The following is an 18,179-nucleotide window of genomic DNA, read 5'->3' on the forward strand; positions in this document are numbered from 1 at the left end:
TCCCCTGGGCGCCTCGGCATCCAGGGACCTCATAGCCGTCGCCTGTGTGATCTCGCACGCACGCGCACTAGCGTCACGTTGTGACCGTTGTGGCCGGGCGAGCGCCGCATGCCGTGTGGCCGTGGGGAGTGGCCCTGCTGGCCCTCGCCGCGCTGCTGCTGACCGGGTGGGACGTCGGCGGATCGATGTCGGACTACTACGGTGCGATCGCCCTGTCGATGAGTCAGAGCTGGTCGAATTTCTTCTTCGGCGCGTTCGACCCGTCCGGCACCGTCACCCTCGACAAGATCCCGGGTTCGTTCTGGATCCCCGCATTGTTCGTGCGCCTCGTCGGATTCTCCCCGTGGGCGACGATCATCCCGAACGCGGCAGCGGCTTCGGCCTCTGTCGTGATCGTCGCGTTCACCGCACGGCGCTGGGCGGGGCCGTTTGCGGGGCTCGTCGCGGGCGCCGTGGTCGCGACGACACCGATCCTGGTCGCGGTCGCGCGCTCGAACCAGCCGCAGGCGTTCTTCGTCCTCGCGCTCGCGCTGACCGCCTGGGCCGCCACGAGAGCGCTCGAGCAGCGCAGTCTCGGCTGGCTCGTGCTCGCGGGCGTGTTCATCGCCGTCGGGTTTCACACCTATATGCTCGAAGCCTGGGCGGTCTGGCCGGCGCTGGCCGCCGCGTACCTGTGCACCCGGCAGTCGTGGTGGCGGCGCATACGCGACCTCGCGATCGCGGGCGTGACGAGTCTCGCACTCTCGCTCACGTGGATCATCGCCGTGGCGCTCGTGCCGGCATCCGCCCGCCCCTACATCGGCAGCACACTCACGAACGACCCGTGGGAGATGGTGTTCGGCTACAACGGGCTGGGCCGGTTCGGGCAGACCACGGCCGATGACGATGCGTACCGCTCGTTCACTCCGCCCTACTCGGGCGACCCCTCGCCGCTGCGGCTGATGAACGACGCCCTCGCCACACAGATCGGCTGGATGATCCCTGTCGCTCTCGCCGCGATCGTCGTCCTCGTCGCCGTGCGGTTTCGGATGCCGCTGGTCGTGTTCGGGACGGTGTGGTTCGCCACGTTCGCGATCATGTTCTCTGCCGTGGCGGGAATGCACCAGTTCTACACGTCGGCTCTCGCCGTCCCGATGGCGCTGCTGATCGGCACGGCGTGCGCCCTCGCGCGCGAGGCACGGTCGCTGTGGGCAGCGCTGCTGCTGCCGGCCGTCGCGGCGGCAACCGCCGTCGGGATCAGCCTCGCCGCCTCCGCCGAGACGCAGTTCTCGCTGCCGGTCGCCCTCGTGCAGCTCCTCGCGGCGGGCGCGGCGGGCGCGCTCGTCATCACGGAGCGCCGGCGAGAGGTCCGGATGCCGGCCACCGCCGTGATCGGCGTGCTCGCACTGCTGCTGACTCCGGCCGTCTGGTCGGCGGTCACGATGGGCACACCGAACTCCATCAACCCGACGGCGGCGGGGGTCTCCTCGACCGGGACGATCGGATCCGGCAGACCCGGGGCCGGTACCGCCGCGGCGCGCGGCGACCGGAGCCAGCCCGGCAGCGGTCGCGGGGGCACCGGAAGCCGGTCGACGCGAGGCCTGGCGGCCACCGGCGGGCAGAGCGTCGACGCCACCACGATCGCCTGGCTCGAAGAGCACCGCGACGGCGCCACCTACCTCGTCGCGGCATTCGGCGCGCAGCAGGCGGCGGGGATCATCATCGCCTCCGGCGGCGCGCCGGTGCTGCCGATCGGCGGATTCAACAGTCGCGATCCGGTGCCGACTCTCGCCGCCTTCGAACAGCTCGTCGCCGACGGCCAGCTGCGCTACGTGCTGGTGTCGAGCGGCGCCTTACGCCGCGACGACGGCGCACAGTCGGCGAGCGCGCAGATCCGCGCGTGGGTGCTCGAGAACTGCCGTGCCGCCTCGGATGCGCCGGTCGACACGCTCTACGCCTGCGACCCCTGACGCACGACGAGATCGTGCAGGCGACGCAGCGACTCGACCTTGCCCAGCAGCTCCATCGACTCGAACAGCGGGGGCGAGACGCGGCGGCCGCTGATCGCCACCCGCAGCGGACCGTAGGCCACGCGCGGCTTGAGCCCGAGCCCCTCGATCAGCGCATCCGCCAGCGCCTGCTGCACGGCGGCGGCGGTGAAGCCCTGCTCGGGGACGAGCTCGAGAGCGCCGACGGATGCCACCAGCACCTCCCCCGCGTTCGCCGGCAGGGCGGCCAGCGCATCGTCGTCGTACGACACCGACGGACGGAACAGGAACCCGAGCAGCCCGGGCGCCTCGCCGAGCAACTGCATCCGCTCCTGCACGAGGGGCGCCGCCGCAGACAGCAACTCCTGCTCCGCCGAGGTCGGCGGCGATGAGACCAGGCCGGCATCCGTCAGATACGGCACCAGCCGGTCGGCGAAGTCAGACGCCTCGAGCATGCGGATGTGGTCGCCGTTGATCGATTCGGCCTTCTTCTGGTCGAAGCGGGCCGGGTTCGGGTTGACGTTCACGATGTCGAACGCGGCGGTGAACTCGTCCAGCGAGAACACGTCGCGGTCGGGCGCCAGCGACCAGCCCAGCAGCGCCAGGTAGTTCAGCAGCCCCTCGTGGATGAAACCCTTCTCGCGCTGCAGGAACAGGTCCGCCTGCGGATCGCGCTTCGACAGCTTCTTGTTGCCGGTCTCCCCCAGCACGAGCGGCATGTGCCCGAACCGCGGCACGAAGGTCGTGACGCCCGCATCGATCAGCGCCGCGTACAGCGCGAGCTGGCGCGCCGTCGACGGCATGAGATCCTCGCCGCGGATCACGTGCGTGATGCCCATCAGCGCATCGTCGACCGGGTTGGTGAACGTGTACAGCGCCTGCCCGCCCGCACGCACGACGACGAAATCGGGGAACGAACCCGCCGGGAACGTCACCTCGCCGCGGATGAGGTCCACGTAGGTCAGGTCGTGCTCGGGCACCCGCAGCCGCCACGCCGGCTCGCGGCCCTCGGCACGGAACGCCGCCTTCTGGTCGTCCGTCAACGAGCGGTCGTAATTGTCGTAGCCCAGCTGCTTCGCCCGGCCCTCGGCCTCGTTGCGCGCGTCGATCTCCTCGGCGGTCGAGTACGACTCGTACACCGCGCCCGACGCGATCAGCCGCTCCAGGACGCCGGCGTAGATGTCGGCGCGCTGGCTCTGCCGATACGGCCCGTGCGGCCCGCCCTTCTCGACGCCCTCGTCCCAGTCGATCTTCAGCCACGTGAGCGCGTCGACGAGCTGCCGGTAGCTCTCCTCGCTGTCGCGAGCGGCATCCGTGTCTTCCACCCGGAAGACCAGCTTGCCGCCGGTGTGCCGCGCGTACGCCCAGTTGTACAGGGCGGTGCGGACCATCCCGACGTGCGGAAGCCCCGTCGGCGACGGGCAGAACCGCACGCGGACGTCGGCTCCGGAAGCGGTGGTGGTGCGGGGATCGATCGCGGCAGACATCCGTGCCATTCTACGTGGCGGTGCGGAACGTCACCGCGTTGCCGACGCCGCACGAAGACCGGTGCGGCGCCGACCTCGCGCTTCGCGCTACAGAATCCGGCACACGCTGCTGAAGTTTCGACAGCGCGAGCCGGAATCGACAGCGCGAGCCGATGCGCCCAGTCGCAGGGCCGTCTACCTGCGCGCATACGGCGACAACACGACCACCGCGACGACGACCACGAGGGCGATGAGCGCCAGGCCGCCGTAGCCGATCCAGCTCAGCACGACGCCCGCGAGGACGGCGCCCATGGCGGCGCTGAAGGTCATGATGGTGTCGCTGATCCCCTGCCGCCGCGGCCGCATGGCCGGCAGCGTGCTCTCGGTGAGCAGCGCCGCGCCCGACACCGTCGCGGCGCTCCAGCCGAGGCCGAGCAGGAACAGCGCCACCAGCACCGCCCACTGATCGTCCGGCGCGAGGGCGGCGGTCAGCAGCGACGCGACGAGAATCCCCTGCCCGAGCAGCACCGTCGCGATGCGTCCCCACCGGTCGGCGAGCACGCCGAACAGCGGCGAGAACCCGTACATCCCGAACACATGCAGCGCGATCGTCACGCCCACGATGACGGTGACGTGGTCGGGCGCGAGATGCTTCAGGTGCACCGGAGTCATCGCCATGACTGCCGCCATGACGACGTGCGATCCGGTGACGGCGAACATCGCGTAGCGCGCCGCGACGGGCCGGTCGGTCTCGACGATGTGCTCGCGCCTCGCCTCCCCGCTGCGCGCGAGCTGCTGGGCCGTCAGCAGCGGGTCGGGTCGCAGCGCGATGAGGTACAGGATCAGCGCGCACAGCTGCGCGACGACCGAGAACGCGTACGCGCCGGTGAGGGGCGGCATCCCGAGTGCGTGTCCGACGGCCTCGCCCGGCGTGAGCATGAGCGGGCCGAGCACGCCGCCGATCGTCGTCGCCCACACGACCGTGCCGAGGTCGCGGGCGCGGCGCTCGCTCGTGGCGAGGTCGGTCGCGGCGAATCGCGACTGCAGGTTGCCGGCGTTGCCCATGCCGATGAGGATGACGCCGAGGATCAGCAGCGGGAACACGCGCACGGCGGCCGCCAGGATGACGATCGGGATGCCGACCAGCGCCAGCAGATTCCCCAGCGTCAGCGCGAACCGGCGCCCGCGCCGGGCGGCGAGGCGCGCGAGCGGGATGGCGCACAGCGACGCGCCGAGCGTCACCGACGCCGTCGCCAGGCCCGACAGCGCGTCCTGCCCGGAGATGTCGGCGGCCAGCAGCGCGCCCAGCGACACCGTCGCGCCGAACGCGATGCCACCGAGCACCTGGCCCGCGGACAGGACGCGGACGGTGCGACGCTGGATGCCGGTGACCCGCGCGGGCGTGTCGATCGCCGCGGCCTCAGACATCGCGCACGGTGTTTCGCAGCGTCCCGAGCCCGGTGATCTCGACCTCGACGGCATCCCCCGCCACGAACGGGCCGATGCCGGCCGGAGTGCCGGCGAGGATCACGTCGCCGGGCAGCAGCGTGAACGCCTCCGAGGCGAACGAGATGATCTCGGCCACCGAGAACACCATGTCGCCGAGCGTGCCGTCCTGGCGCACCTCGCCGTTGACGCGGGTGACGATGCGCACGTCGGATGCCGGCGCGAACTCGGTCTCGATCGCCGGCCCGAGCGGGCAGAACGTGTCGAACCCCTTCGCCCGCGACCACTGCACGTCGGTCTTCTGCAGATCGCGGGCGGTGACGTCGTTGCCGATCGTGTAGCCGAAGACGTAGTCGAGCGCGTCGTCGACCGAGACGTTCTTCGCGACGCGGCCGATGACGGCGGCCAGCTCGCCCTCGTAGTCGGTGCGCTGCGACTGCCGCGGGCGCACGATGACGTCGCCGGGGCCGATGACCGACGTGTTGGGCTTGAGGAACACCATCGGCTGCTCGGGCACCTCGTTGCCGAGCTCGGCGGCGTGGTCGCGGTAGTTGCGCGCGATGCACACGATCTTCGACCGCGGGATGACCGGCGCGAGCAGCGCGACCTCGCCGAGCGGCACGCGCTCGCCCGTCGTCTCGAAGCCGGCGAACAGCGGATCGCCCGCGAGGACGACCAGCTCGCCCTCGTCGACGATGCCGAACCGGATGCTGTCCTGGTAGCTGAAGCGCGCGATCCTCACCCGTTCAGCCTATGGCGTGCTGAGCGTGACGACGTCGGCCATCCGGCCCCCGTCGACCCCGTCGCGAAAAACGGAAATGTCGTGAAAAACGGACGCGGCGGGCTGACGGCATCCGTTTTTCGCGGTTTATCCGTTTTTCGCGACACCCGAAACGCGGGCGGCCCGGCCGTTGAGCGCGGGCGGTCGGCGCGCAGCGCGACGCCGGTCAGGCGTCGAGGCGCACGAGCCAGCCGTGGCGGTCTTCGCGGCGGCCGTACTGGATGTCGGTCAGTTCCTGCCGCAGCGACAGCGCGACGTCGCCGAGGGGCTGCACGTCCTCGAAGTCGTGGCCCTTCAGCACACCGATCGGGCCGACGACGGCGGCGGTGCCGCACGCGAACACCTCGACGATGTCGCCCGACGCGACGCCGTCGCGCCACTCCTGCAGCGAGACGGCACGGCGCTCGACCTTCAGCCCGCGGTCCTCGGCCAGCTGCAGCAGCGAGTTGCGGGTGATTCCCTCGAGGATCGACTCGGATGCCGGGGTGACGAGAGTGCCGTCCCGGTACACGAACACGATGTTCATGCCGCCGAGCTCCTCGACGTTGCCGGCGGCATCCAGGAAGACGACCTGATCGCAGCCCTGCTCGTAGGCCTGCGCCTGCGGCAGCAGGCTCGCCGCGTAGTTGCCGCCGGTCTTGGCCGCCCCGGTGCCGCCCTTGCCGGCGCGCGCGAAGTCCTCGCTCAGCCAGATCGAGACGGGCTTCGCACCGCTCTTGAAGTACGCACCGACCGGCGAGGCGATGAGGTAGTAGGCGACCTTGTGCGCGGAACGCACACCCAGGAACGCCTCCTTGGCGAACATGAAGGGCCGCAGGTACAGGCTCTGATCCTCACCCGAGGGCACCCACGCGCCATCGACGGCGATAAGCTCGCGCAGCGACTGGATGAAGTACTCCACCGGCAGCTCCGGCAACGCGAGCCGGCGCGCCGAACGCTGCAGGCGCTTGGCGTTCTCGTCGGGACGGAACGTCCACACCGAGCCGTCGGCGTGCCGATAGGCCTTGATGCCCTCGAAGATCTCCTGACCGTAGTGCAGGACCGCCGCGGCCGGGTCGAGCGAGATCGGGCCGTACGGCTGCACGCGGGGGCGGTGCCAGCCGCCGCCCGTCGACCAGCAGATGTCGACCATGTGGTCGGTGAAGGTCGTGCCGAAGGCCGGGTCGGCCAGCAGCGCGTCACGCTCTGCGGCGGTCTTGGCGGCGAGGTTGCGGGTGACGGCGAACTCGAGCGGGGCGAGGTCGGTGTCGGTCGTGAGGCTCATGCGAACTCCTGTGAGTCAAGTGGGTCCAGGCTACGCCCGGACGGCCGCGGCGATGGCGTCGCCGATCTGCGCGGTGGTACGGATGCCGGCATCCCGCGCCGCGATGTCGGCTTCGACGGCGCGGGTGATGCGCGCCGCCTCATCGCCCAGCCCGAGGTGGTCGAGCATGAGGGCGATCGACAGGATCGCGGCCGTGGGGTCGGCCTTCTGCTGGCCCGCGATGTCCGGCGCCGAGCCGTGCACGGGCTCGAACATCGAGGGAAACGCGCCGTCGGGGTTGATGTTTCCCGAAGCGGCGAGGCCGATGCCTCCGGTGACGGCGCCGGCCAAGTCGGTGAGGATGTCACCGAAGAGGTTGTCGGTGACGATCACGTCGAAACGGCCCGGGTTCGTGACCAGGAAGATGGTGGCCGCGTCGACGTGCAGATAGTCTACGGCCACGTCGGGGTGTTCGGCGGCCACGGCATCCACGATGCGCTTCCACAGCCCGCCGGCGTTGACGAGCACGTTCGTCTTGTGCACGAGCGTGAGCTTGCCCCGGCGGCGCTGCGCCTGCGCGAACGCGTACCGCACGACACGCTCGACCCCGTATGCCGTGTTGACCGAGGTCTCGTTGGCGATCTCGTGCGGGGTGCCGACGCGGATCGAGCCGCCGTTGCCGACGTACGGCCCCTCGGTGCCTTCGCGCACGACGACGAAGTCCACTACGCCGGGGTCGGCGAGCGGGCCCGGGGCGCCGTCGTACAGCTTCGAGGGGCGCAGGTTGACGTAGTGGTCGAGGGCGAAACGCAGCCTCAGCAGCAGCCCGCGCTCGATGTTCGCGTCCTTCAGGCGCGGGTCGCCGGGCATGCCGCCGACCGCGCCGAGCAGGATCGCATCGTGCGCCGCGATGGCGGCGAGGTCGTCGTCCGAGAGGGTGTCGCCGGTGTCGAGGTAGCGCCCGGCGCCGAGCGAGAAGCGCGTCTTGTCGAAGACCACCTCGGATGCCGCGGTCACGGCGTCGAGCACCTTCTCCGCCTCGGCGATGACCTCGGGGCCGATGCCGTCACCCGGGATGACGGCCAGCTTGACGACGCGCGACATAGTGCTCCTCGCTGGGTGTGGGGGTTCTTCCCAGCGTAGTGGCAGCGATCACCGCCGCGATCGCGACGAGGCCCGCGCCGATGAGCGCCGTGATCGTCACGCCCGCGTCGAAGGCGTGCGCGGCGGCATCCCGCAGCACGGCGGCGGTGGCGGCATCCAGCGTGTCGGCGACGGTCATCGCCCCGGCGAGGGTCTCGCGGGCGGCCTCGGCGGCGTCGTGCGCGAGACCGGCAGGCAGTTCGATGCCGCCCCGGTACGCCGCCGTCAGGATGCCGCCCAGCAGCGACGTGCCGAGCACCGCGCCGACCTCGTACGCCGTCTCGGAGACGGCGCTGGCCGCACCCGCCTTCGCCGGCGGGGCGGAGGCGAGGATCAGCTCGTTCGACACGGTCTCGGCGGCGCCGATGCCGACCCCGAGCAGGGCGAACGCGGCGACCAGCAGCGTCAGGTCGGTCGCGGCTGCCGGGACGAGCAGATACGCGGTCACCGAGAGCGCGAGAGCCGCCGGGACCACGATGCGCGGCGAGACGCGGCGCGAGACCGGCACGACGCCGAGCCCCGCGACGATCATCGCGAGCATGCCCGGCACGAGCGCGAACCCCGCCTGCATCGGCGACAGGCCGACGACCAGCTGCAGGTGCTGCGAAACGAAGTAGAGGAAGCCGACGAGCGCGACGACGCTCAGCAGGTTCACGAGCAGCGCGCCGCTGAACATGCCGCGCCGGAACAGGCGCATGTCGAGCATCGGCACCTGCGCCGCGAGCTGGCGGCGCACGAAGACGACCCCGAAGCCCAGGCCCGCGGCCAGCAGCACCAGCGGGCCGGCGGCGAAGCCCTCGACCGCCATCTCCTTGATGGCGTAGACGACCGGCACGAGCGTCAGCATCGACAGTGCGATGCTGACCGGGTCGATGCGGCCGGGGTTCGGGTCGCGGCTCTCCGGCACGAGCAGCGGCGCGAGGATCAGCAGCGGTACGAGCACGGGCACCGAGAGGAGGAACACCGAGCCCCACGAGAAGTACTCCAGCAGCAGTCCGCCGACGATGGGGCCCAGCGCAGAACCCGCCGAGAACGCCGCCGCCCACACCGCGATGGCGAGGCGCCGCTGGTCGCGGTCGGTGAAGATGCTGCGCAGCAGCGACAGGGTCGCGGGCATGAGCATGGCACCGAACACGCCCATCGCGGCGCGTGCGACGATGAGCCACCCGGCGGTGGGCGCGAAGGCGGCGAGCACCGAGACGGCGGCGAAGCCCGTTGCCCCGATCAGCAGCATCCGTCGCCTGCCGAAGCGGTCTCCGAGGGTGCCCATCGTGACGAGCAGCCCCGCGAGCACGAGCGGGTAGGCGTCGATGATCCACAGCTGCTGCGTGCTCGTCGGCTGCAGGCTCAGTGCGATGTCGGGCAGGGCGAAGCTCAGCACCGTGTTGTCCACCGACACGAGCAGCACGGGCAGCATGAGCACGACGAGCGCCGCCCACCCCCGCCAGCCCACCTTCTGGGCGAGTCGGTCTGCGTTGCGGATCTCTTGTGTCAGGGTCATCATTTCTATACCGTCCAGCCGGTATAGTAACACTATGAGCCGACCACCGCACGCCCGTGAGAGCGTGCTCGACGCGTTCGAGCGCCTGCTCGTCGAGGACGGCGAACGCGCCGCGACGATGGATGCCGCCGCCCGCGCCGCGGGCGTGTCCAAGGGCGGCCTGCTCTACCACTTCGCCTCGAAGGACGCCCTCGAACAGGCACTCCTGGAGCGTCTGGACGCCCTGGCAGAGGCCGACGTGGCGGCGATGGCCACGGCATCCGAGGGCGCCGTCGCGTACTTCGTGCGCACCTCGGTCATGGACGGCAACGCGCTGGATCGCGCGCTGATCTCCGCGTCGCGCCTGGCCCAGAGCGGGCACGCGGGCGCCGTCGATGCCCTGCGCCGGGTGCGCGCCCGCTGGGAAGACGAGCTGCGCCCGCACGTGCGCGACGAGGCCGCTCTCGACCTCGTGCTGCTCGTGAGCGACGGCCTCTACTTCAACAACGCGCTCAACGCCGCCGGCGCCGGCGGCACGGTCCCCCGCGGACCCGCGCTGGACGCGCTCGTGGCGCTGGTCGAGCGCTCCGCCCGCTGATCGCCCCACAGGCCCGCCGCGCAGTCGCCGCCCGGGCGCGTGGCCGGCCGCCCCGTAACTCCGCAGAATGTCGCGAACTCCGCAGGAATCGGGCAAAATCCTGCGGAGTTTGCGACGATCTGCGGAGTTCGTGAGCGCGGCAGCGGCCGCGGCATCACTCCTCCGTGATCTCCAGGCGACGGAAGAGGTCGGCGCCGACGGCGGCGCGCATCTCGTCGAGGATCGCGTCGGGCACGGCCGAGTCGACGGTCAGCACCGACAGGGCGCGGCCGCTGGCATCGGGGTGGGCGACGAACAGGCCGGCGATGTTGATGCCGGCATCCCCCAGCTTCTGTCCGTAGATCGCGACGATGCCGGGGCGGTCGGCGTAGCGCATGACGATGTGGTGCGTCTCGATCGGCACCTCGATCTCGTACCCGTTGATGCCGACGATCTTCGGCACCATGCGGGTGCCCGCGAGCGTTCCGGCCACGGTCAGCACCGAGCCGTCCGACAGCGTGCCGCGCAGGATCGTGATGTTGCGGTACAGCGGGCTGTCGGCCTCGACGATGAGGCGCGTCTCGATGCCGCGCTGCTCGGCGAACAGCGGCGCGTTCACGTACGACACGTTCTCGCTGATGATGTTCGTGAAGATGCCCTTCAGCGCCGCGAGCCGGTACACGCTCACGTCGTAGGCGGCGAGCTCGCCGCGCACCTCGATGTCGAGGCTCGTCAGGGCGCTGGCGGCAAGACCCGTGAACACCTGCCCGAGCTTTTCGACGAGGGCGATGCCGGGACGCACGAACGGGTCGATGACGCCGCCGGCGACGTTGACGGCATCCGGGACGAGGTCGCCTTCGAGCGCGAGCTTGACCGACCGGGCGACCGAGACCCCCGCCTTCTCCTGCGCCTCGTCGGTCGAGGCGCCCAGGTGCGGCGTCACGATGACGTTCGGCAGGCTCAGCAGCGCGAAGGCCGTGCCCTCGGGCTTCGGCGGCTCGCTCGTGAACACGTCCAGGCCCGCACCGGCGATCTCGCCGGTGGTCAGGGCCGTGTACAGCGCCTCCTCGTCGACGAGGCCGCCGCGGGCGACGTTGACGACGGAGGCGGTCGGCTTCATGAGCGCGAACTGCGCGGTGGAGATCATCCCGGTGGTCTCCGGGGTCTTCGGCATGTGGATCGTGACAAAGTCGCTCTGCGCGAGCAGGTCGTCCAGGCCCAGCAGCGTGACGCCGAGCTGCTGCGCGCGCGCCGGGGTGACGTAGGGATCGTAGGCGACGACGTTGACGCCGAACGCCTGCAGGCGCGCCGCGATGAGCCCGCCGATGCGGCCGAGGCCGACGATGCCGACCGTCTTCTCGAACAGCTCGGTGCCGGTGAACGAGCTGCGCTTCCACGCGCCGGCGGCCAGCGACGCGTGCGCGGCGGGGATGTGGCGCGCGAGGCTCAGGATGTGGCCGACGGTGAGCTCGGCGGCGGAGATGATGTTCGACGTCGGGGCGTTCACGACCATGACGCCGGCCGCCGTCGCGGCCTTGATGTCGACGTTGTCCAGGCCCACGCCGGCGCGCGCCACGACCTTCAGCAGGGGCGCCGCGGCGATGGCCTCGGCATCCACCTGCGTCGCGGAGCGGACGAGAATCGCCTGCGCGTCGGCGATCGCGGCCAGGAGCGCGGCCCGGTCGGTGCCGTCGACGCTGCGGATGTCGAAGTCGGGCCCGAGGGCGTCGATCGTGGCGGGAGAGAGTTCTTCGGCGATGAGGACGACGGGTTTTGACACAGCGGCAGACCTTCGGGACATCTGTTCGCGGAAGCGTTTCGCGAGAGCAAGAGGGTGGGATGCCGGGCCGCACAGCGCCGGGGCCAGGCACCGACCAGCCTACCGGCCCGAGGCAGCACGCCTTGACCGCGTGACGGACCGCGACGCCCCTCCGCGTCGCCCGCCGGCGTCATCCCAGCATCGACGCGCCGGCGACGGCGCTGTAGGCGACGATGTCGAGCCAGAACACCGCGACGACGGCCAGGCCCGTCAGCAGCACGAGCGCGAACTCCCACCAGCGGCGGCGCCAGCCGATAGCGAACGCCGCGCCGAACGCGATGAGCGGGAAGACGACGGCCAACAGCAGCACGAACCAGCCGTAGCCGTTGAGCGTGAGCGTCCCCGACGCCTGCGACACGAGGAAGTCGACGGCGTTCCACACGGCGTACGCGTAGAACAATCCGAACAGCGCCGCGGTCGTCGCGACGACCCCGGTGCGGGTGCGCGGACGGTCCCGCGCGACGGATGCCGGCGCGCTCACAGCCCCACCTGCCCCGCCGCACCGATCATCATGAACGGCCACGGCACCAGCAGCGCGAGTCCGGCGACGAGCCAGACGACGCGCAGCCACGCCTTCGAGGCCCGGGTCAGCAGGAACACCGTGCCGAACCAGAGCGCGGGGGCCGCGACCGCGAGCCAGAACGCGAAGCGGTAGCCGATCGGGCTGACCAGGAACTGTGCGATGCCCTCCAGGCGCAGCCCGCCGATGATCCCGCCGATCGTGAACAGCGCATAGGCTCCCGCCACGACGCCGAACACGACCAGCATCGTGTTGCTGACCGGCGCGGGCTCCCCCGGCATGGTCACGGTGCCGTCGACCTCGATGCGCCCGACCTCGTCGGCGCCCTTCCCCACGGCGGTGAACCCCTGTGGCAGCGCCACGGGCTCGGGCGCCGGGCGGGCGCCCGCGTGCAGCGTCGGGTCGTCGTCACCGTCCCAGCTCAGGGCGTCGCTGTCGCCGGGGCTGTCGGTGGTCACACCCCCAGCGTAGCGCCCGCGACATGCCGAAGGCCCGGCCCCTTGTGAGGGACCGGGCCTTGGTGGTGGCTTGATGCAAGCCGATCTCGGATGGTGTGCCGAGGGTCTGTGGATGCCGGGGCTCAGCGAGCGGCGGAGCCTTCGGTGTAGTCGGCATCCTGCTGCTTCCAGGCGAACAGGGCGCGCAACTCGCGGCCGACCTCTTCGATCGGGTGCTGGGCGGCCTTCTCGCGCAGCGCGTAGAACTCCGCCCCGCCGTTGTCCTGGTCGGCGATGAAGCGCGCGGCGAACGCGCCCGACTGGATGTCGGCGAGCACGCCCTGCATGTTCTCCTTGACGCGCGGGTCGATGACGCGCGGGCCCGAGACGTAGTCGCCGTACTCGGCGGTGTCCGAGACCGACCAGCGCTGCTTGGCGATGCCGCCCTCCCACATGAGGTCGACGATGAGCTTCAGCTCGTGCAGCACCTCGAAGTAGGCGATCTGCGGCTGGTAGCCCGCCTCGGTGAGGGTCTCGAAGCCGTACTGGATCAGTTGCGACACGCCGCCGCAGAGCACCGACTGCTCACCGAACAGGTCGGTCTCGGTCTCCTCGGTGAAGGTCGTCTTGATGACGCCGGCGCGGGTGCCGCCGATGGCCTTCGCGTACGACAGCGCGGTGTCCCACGCGTGACCCGACGCGTCGCGCTCGACGGCGATGATGTCGGGGATGCCGCGGCCCGCGACGAACTCGCGGCGCACCGTGTGACCCGGCGCCTTCGGCGCGATGAGGATGACGTCGACGCCCTCGGGGGCCTCGATGTAGCCGAAGCGGATGTTGAACCCGTGCGCGAACGCGAGGGTCTTGCCCGCCGACAGGTTCGGCTTGATCTCGTTGTTGTAGATGCCGCGCTGGTGCTGGTCGGGCGCGAGGATCATGATGAGGTCCGACTGCGCGGTGGCGTCGGCGACCGACAGCACTTCGAAGCCGTCCTCCTGGGCCTTCGCGGTCGACTTCGAGCCGTCCTTGAGCGCGATGACGACCTGCACGCCCGAGTCGCGCAGGTTCTGCGCGTGAGCGTGGCCCTGCGAGCCGTAGCCGACGATCGCGACCTTCTTGCCCTGGATGATGGACAGGTCGGCGTCGGCGTCGTAGAAGATCTCAGCCATTGTGTTGTTTCTCCTTGGTTGTGGTTCGTGAAGTCAGCCGCGCAGGACGCGCTCGGTGATGGATTTGCCGCCGCGGCCGATGGCGAGCAGGCCCGACTGGGCGAGCTCCTTGATGCCGAACGGCTCGAACGCCCGCAGGATCGCCTCGATCTTGCCACGGTCGCCGGTCACCTCGACGACGAGCGCGTCGGTGGCGTAGTCGACGATCGAGGCACGGAACAGGTTGACGACCTCGATGACGTTGGAGCGCGTCTGGTTGTCGGCGCGCACCTTGATCAGCATGTGCTCGCGCTGGACGGATGCCGCGGCGTCGAGCTCGACGATCTTGATGACGTTGATGAGCTTGTTCAGCTGCTTGGTGACCTGCTCCAGCGGCAGCTCTTCGACGTCGACGACGACCGTGATGCGCGACAGGCCGGGCACCTCGGTGACGCCCACGGCGAGCGACTCGATGTTGAACCCGCGGCGGGCGAACAGGCCCGCGACACGGGTCAGCAGGCCCGGCTTGTCCTCGACGAGAAGGCTCAGAACGTGCTTGCTCATGGCTCAGTCCTCCTGCTCGAACGCCGGCGCGTGGTCGCGCGCGTACTGCACGTAGCTGTTGCTCACGCCCTGCGGCACCATCGGCCACACCATGGCGTCGGCCGAGACGACGAAGTCGATGACGACCGGACGGTCGTTGGTCTCCAGCGCCGTCCGGATGGCGGCATCCACGTCTTCTTCCTTCTCGACGCGGATCGCGAGGCATCCGTACGCCTCGGCGAGCTTGACGAAGTCGGGGACGCGCACGGTGTCGTGGCCCGTGTTGAGGTCGGTGTGCGAGTAGCGGCCGTCGTAGAACAGCGTCTGCCACTGGCGCACCATGCCGAGGCTCGAGTTGTTGATGATCGCGACCTTGATCGGGATGTCGTTGATGACGCAGGTGGCGAGCTCCTGGTTGGTCATCTGGAAGCATCCGTCGCCGTCGATCGCCCACACCGGGCGCTCGGGCTGGGCGACCTTCGCCCCCATCGCGGCCGGCACCGAGTAGCCCATCGTGCCGGCGCCGCCGGAGTTGAGCCACGCGTTCGGGCGCTCGTACTTCACGAACTGCGCCGCCCACATCTGGTGCTGGCCGACGCCCGCGACGTACACGCCCTCGGGGCCGGTCAGCTCGCCGATGCGCGAGATGACGTACTGCGGCGACATCAGGCCGTCGCTGGTGGGCGCGTACCCGAGGGGGAACTCCTCGCGCAGGCCGTCGAGGTACGACCACCACTGCGCGATGTCGGGCTTCGTGCCATCCGCGGCGCCCCGGAAGGCGGCGTCGAGGTCGACGAGCACGTCGCGCACGTCGCCCACGATCGGCACGTCGGCGGTGCGGATCTTGGAGATCTCGGCCGGGTCGATGTCGACGTGCACGACCTGCGCGTGCGGTGCGAACAGCGCGGCCTTGCCGGTGACGCGGTCGTCGAACCGTGCGCCGAGGGCGACGATGAGGTCGGACTCCTGCAGGGCGAGAACGGCCGGCACCGTGCCGTGCATCCCCGGCATCCCGAGGTGCTGCGGGTGCGAGTCGGGGAAGGCGCCGCGGGCCATGAGCGTCGTCACGACCGGCGCACCCGTGGTCTCGGCGAGGGTGCGCAGCTCTGCCGCCGCCCGCGCTCGCACGACACCGCCGCCGACGTACAGCACGGGCTTGCGCGCCTCGGCGAGCAGTTGCGCCGCCGCCTGGATCTGCTTGCCGTGCGCCTTCGTCACCGGCCGGTACCCCGGCAGGTCGACCTTCGGCGGCCAGACGAACGGCACCTCGGCCTGCTGCGCATCCTTTGTGATGTCCACGAGCACGGGGCCGGGGCGGCCGGTCGAGGCGATCTCGAACGCCGCAGCGATGGCGCCGGGGATCTCCGCGGCATCCTTCACGAGGATCGAGTGCTTCGTGATCGGCATCGTGATGCCGACGATGTCGGCCTCCTGGAACGCGTCGGTGCCCATGAGCGTCGAGAACACCTGGCCGGTGATCGCGACGATCGGCACCGAGTCCATGTAGGCGTCGGCGATCGCGGTGACGAGGTTCGTCGCGCCGGGGCCGCTCGTCGCGATCGCGACGCCGACCTTGCCGGATGCCGCCGCGTAGCCCTCGGCGGCATGCCCGGCGCCCTGTTCGTGGCGCACGAGGATGTGGCGCAGCGCCGTCGAGTCCATGAGCGGGTCGTAGACGGGGAGGATCGCGCCGCCGGGCAGGCCGAACACGTCGGTGACGCCGAGCAGCTCGAGCGAGCGGACGACGGCCTGTGCGCCGGACAGGGTCGGGGCGGAGGCCGTGCGCGCGGGTGGCCGCGGCACGGCGGGAGCAGTGTCGAAGGACATGGCAGACCTCAGATGTCGGATGCGTGGAGTCGGATGCCGGTGAAGGCGGCTTCGCCTCAGCCCGTCGTCGCGCCCTCTGCGGCGGAGCGCACGAGCTTCGAGTACTTGGCCAGGACGCCACGGGTGTAGCGCGGGGGAAGCGGTTCCCAGCCGATGCGGCGGGAGTCCAGCTCAGCCTCGTCGACGAGTAGATCGAGAGTGCGAGCTGCGATATCGACCCGTATCAGATCACCATCGCGCACGAAGGCGATGGGACCAGCGTCCACCGCTTCGGGTGCTATGTGGCCGATGCACAGGCCGGTTGTGCCGCCCGAGAATCTGCCGTCAGTCAACAGTAGTACATCTTTTCCGAGGCCGGCGCCCTTGATGGCTGCCGTGATGGCGAGCATCTCGCGCATCCCGGGACCACCCTTGGGACCCTCGTAGCGGATGACGACGACGTCGCCGGCGGCGATCTCGCCCCGGGTCAGCGCGTCGAGCGCGCCGCGCTCACGCTCGAACACGCGCGCCGGCCCCTCGAACACGTCGGCGTCGAACCCGGCCGACTTGACGACGGCCCCCTCGGGCGCGACCGAGCCGTGCAGGATCGTGAGTCCACCGACGGCGTGGATCGGGTCGTCGAAGCGGTGGATGACTTCGCCGTCGACCGGGTCGGGGTCGAGTTCGCGCAGGTTCTCGGCGAGCGTCTTTCCGGTGACGGTGAGCGCGTCGCCGTGCAGCAGACCCTCGTCGAGCATGGCCTTCATGATGACCGGGATGCCGCCGTGCTTGTCGACGTCGTTCATGACGTACTTGCCGAACGGCTTCATGTCGGCCACATGCGGCACCTTGTCGCCGATGCGGTTGAAGTCGTGCAGGTTCAGCTCGACCTCTGCCTCGCGGGCGATCGCGAGCAGGTGCAGCACGACGTTGGTCGAGCCGCCGAGCGCCATCGCGAGCGCGATCGCGTTCTCGAACGCCTCGGGGGTGAGGATGTCGCGAGTCGTGATGCCCTGACGCAGCAGGTTCACGACGGCCTCGCCGGAGCGGTGCGCGTAGTAGTCGCGGCGGCGGTCGGCCGACGGCGGCGCCGCCGAACCGGGCAGGCTCAGGCCCAGCGCCTCGGCGACCGAGGCCATCGTGTTCGCCGTGTACATGCCGCCGCACGCGCCCTCACCGGGCGCGAACGAGCACTCGATGCGCTTGAGGTCGGCTTCGGTCATGCGGCCGGCCAGGCACGCGCCGACGCCCTCGAAGGAGTCGACGATCGTGATCTCCTTCGTCGTGCCGTCGCTGAGCTTGACCCAGCCGGGAGCGATCGATCCGGCGTAGAGGAACACGCTCGACAGGTCGAGCCGGGCAGAGGCCATCAGCATCCCGGGAATGGACTTGTCGCAGCCCGCGAGCAGCACCGTGCCGTCGAGGCGCTCGGCCATGACCACGGTCTCGACCGAGTCGGCGATGACCTCGCGGCTCACGAGCGAGAAGTGCATGCCCTCGTGGCCCATCGAGATGCCGTCGGAGACCGAGATCGTGCCGAACTGCAGCGGGTAGCCCCCGCCGGAGTGCACGCCCTCCTTGGCGCCCTGCGCGAGCCGGTCGAGGCTGAGGTTGCAGGGGGTGATCTCGTTCCAACTGGACGCGATGCCGATCTGCGGCTTGTCCCAGTCGGCGTCGCCCATGCCGACGGCGCGGAGCATGCCGCGCGACGTCGTGGCCTCGATGCCGTCGGTGACGACGCGGCTGCGAGGTTTGAAGTCGATGGAGGGAGCGCTGCCCGGCATTCTGAAAGTCTATTCCCGA

Annotated in this window: 15 protein-coding genes; 2 read left to right on the forward strand and 13 right to left on the reverse strand. The window is 70.5% G+C overall.

The genetic code is table 11. The annotated features are described in order from the left end of the window. Positions 1-80 precede the first annotated feature (80 nt). Positions 81-1,949 carry an ArnT family glycosyltransferase gene (locus QM720_RS13725; RefSeq protein WP_415127428.1) on the forward strand — a complete coding sequence of 623 codons (1,869 nt, stop codon included), beginning with the start codon at positions 81-83 and terminating at the stop codon, positions 1,947-1,949. Here the strand turns inward: QM720_RS13725 and gltX are convergent. From gltX to QM720_RS13755, 6 genes are all read right to left on the reverse strand, one after another. Next, on the reverse strand, positions 1,931-3,454 hold the full coding sequence (gltX, locus tag QM720_RS13730) for a glutamate--tRNA ligase (protein ID WP_415127430.1): 1,524 nt from the start codon (positions 3,452-3,454) through the stop codon (positions 1,931-1,933). The genes QM720_RS13725 and gltX overlap by 19 nt on opposite strands. A gap of 174 nt (positions 3,455-3,628) precedes the next feature. After that, positions 3,629-4,861, reverse strand: a complete 1,233-nt coding sequence (locus tag QM720_RS13735) for an MFS transporter (protein WP_415127432.1) — start codon at positions 4,859-4,861, stop codon at positions 3,629-3,631. Further along, complete coding sequence (locus QM720_RS13740; RefSeq protein ID WP_415127434.1) at positions 4,854-5,621, reverse strand: fumarylacetoacetate hydrolase family protein; 768 nt, start codon at positions 5,619-5,621, stop codon at positions 4,854-4,856. Before QM720_RS13740 ends, QM720_RS13735 begins: the two co-directional genes overlap by 8 nt. 205 nt (positions 5,622-5,826) lie before the next feature. After that, a complete protein-coding gene (locus QM720_RS13745) occupies positions 5,827-6,924 on the reverse strand; it encodes a branched-chain amino acid aminotransferase (protein ID WP_415127436.1) in 1,098 nt (365 codons plus the stop codon). A 30-nt stretch (positions 6,925-6,954) separates the two neighbouring features. Next, positions 6,955-8,007: a 3-isopropylmalate dehydrogenase gene (locus QM720_RS13750; protein WP_415127438.1), complete on the reverse strand. Its 1,053-nt coding sequence runs from the start codon at positions 8,005-8,007 to the stop codon at positions 6,955-6,957. After that, positions 7,970-9,550 carry an MFS transporter gene (locus QM720_RS13755; protein ID WP_415127440.1) on the reverse strand — a complete coding sequence of 527 codons (1,581 nt, stop codon included), beginning with the start codon at positions 9,548-9,550 and terminating at the stop codon, positions 7,970-7,972. The genes QM720_RS13750 and QM720_RS13755 overlap by 38 nt, the downstream gene beginning before the upstream one ends. 31 nt (positions 9,551-9,581) lie before the next feature. Between QM720_RS13755 and QM720_RS13760 the strand changes: the two genes are divergently transcribed. Further along, positions 9,582-10,124 carry a TetR/AcrR family transcriptional regulator gene (locus QM720_RS13760; RefSeq protein ID WP_415127442.1) on the forward strand — a complete coding sequence of 181 codons (543 nt, stop codon included), beginning with the start codon at positions 9,582-9,584 and terminating at the stop codon, positions 10,122-10,124. Positions 10,125-10,278: 154 nt separating this feature from the next. Here QM720_RS13760 and serA read toward each other — a convergent pair whose 3' ends face one another. The 7 genes from serA to ilvD all read right to left on the reverse strand — a co-directional run bounded on the left by serA (position 10,279) and on the right by ilvD (position 18,160). After that, on the reverse strand, positions 10,279-11,883 hold the full coding sequence (gene serA / locus QM720_RS13765; protein ID WP_415127444.1) for a phosphoglycerate dehydrogenase: 1,605 nt from the start codon (positions 11,881-11,883) through the stop codon (positions 10,279-10,281). Between the two features lie 169 nt (positions 11,884-12,052). Next, on the reverse strand, positions 12,053-12,403 hold the full coding sequence (locus QM720_RS13770) for a bacitracin resistance protein (protein ID WP_415127446.1): 351 nt from the start codon (positions 12,401-12,403) through the stop codon (positions 12,053-12,055). Beyond that, a complete protein-coding gene (locus tag QM720_RS13775; protein WP_415127448.1) occupies positions 12,400-12,900 on the reverse strand; it encodes a DNA polymerase III subunit gamma/tau in 501 nt (166 codons plus the stop codon). The genes QM720_RS13770 and QM720_RS13775 overlap by 4 nt, the downstream gene beginning before the upstream one ends. 122 nt (positions 12,901-13,022) lie before the next feature. Beyond that, positions 13,023-14,048 (reverse strand): ketol-acid reductoisomerase, encoded by a 1,026-nt coding sequence (gene ilvC / locus QM720_RS13780; RefSeq protein ID WP_415127450.1) that lies wholly within the window; start codon positions 14,046-14,048, stop codon positions 13,023-13,025. Positions 14,049-14,081: 33 nt separating this feature from the next. Next, positions 14,082-14,591, reverse strand: coding sequence for an acetolactate synthase small subunit (gene ilvN / locus QM720_RS13785; protein ID WP_415127452.1), 510 nt, complete (start codon positions 14,589-14,591; stop codon positions 14,082-14,084). Positions 14,592-14,594: 3 nt separating this feature from the next. Then, positions 14,595-16,397 carry an acetolactate synthase large subunit gene (locus tag QM720_RS13790; RefSeq protein ID WP_415127454.1) on the reverse strand — a complete coding sequence of 601 codons (1,803 nt, stop codon included), beginning with the start codon at positions 16,395-16,397 and terminating at the stop codon, positions 14,595-14,597. 56 nt (positions 16,398-16,453) lie between these two features. Continuing rightward, positions 16,454-18,160 carry a dihydroxy-acid dehydratase gene (gene ilvD, locus QM720_RS13795; protein ID WP_415127456.1) on the reverse strand — a complete coding sequence of 569 codons (1,707 nt, stop codon included), beginning with the start codon at positions 18,158-18,160 and terminating at the stop codon, positions 16,454-16,456. Between the last annotated feature and the right edge of the window lie 19 nt (positions 18,161-18,179).

Source organism: Microbacterium sp., assembly GCF_047602155.1.
Taxonomy (GTDB): Bacteria; Actinomycetota; Actinomycetes; order Actinomycetales; family Microbacteriaceae; genus Microbacterium.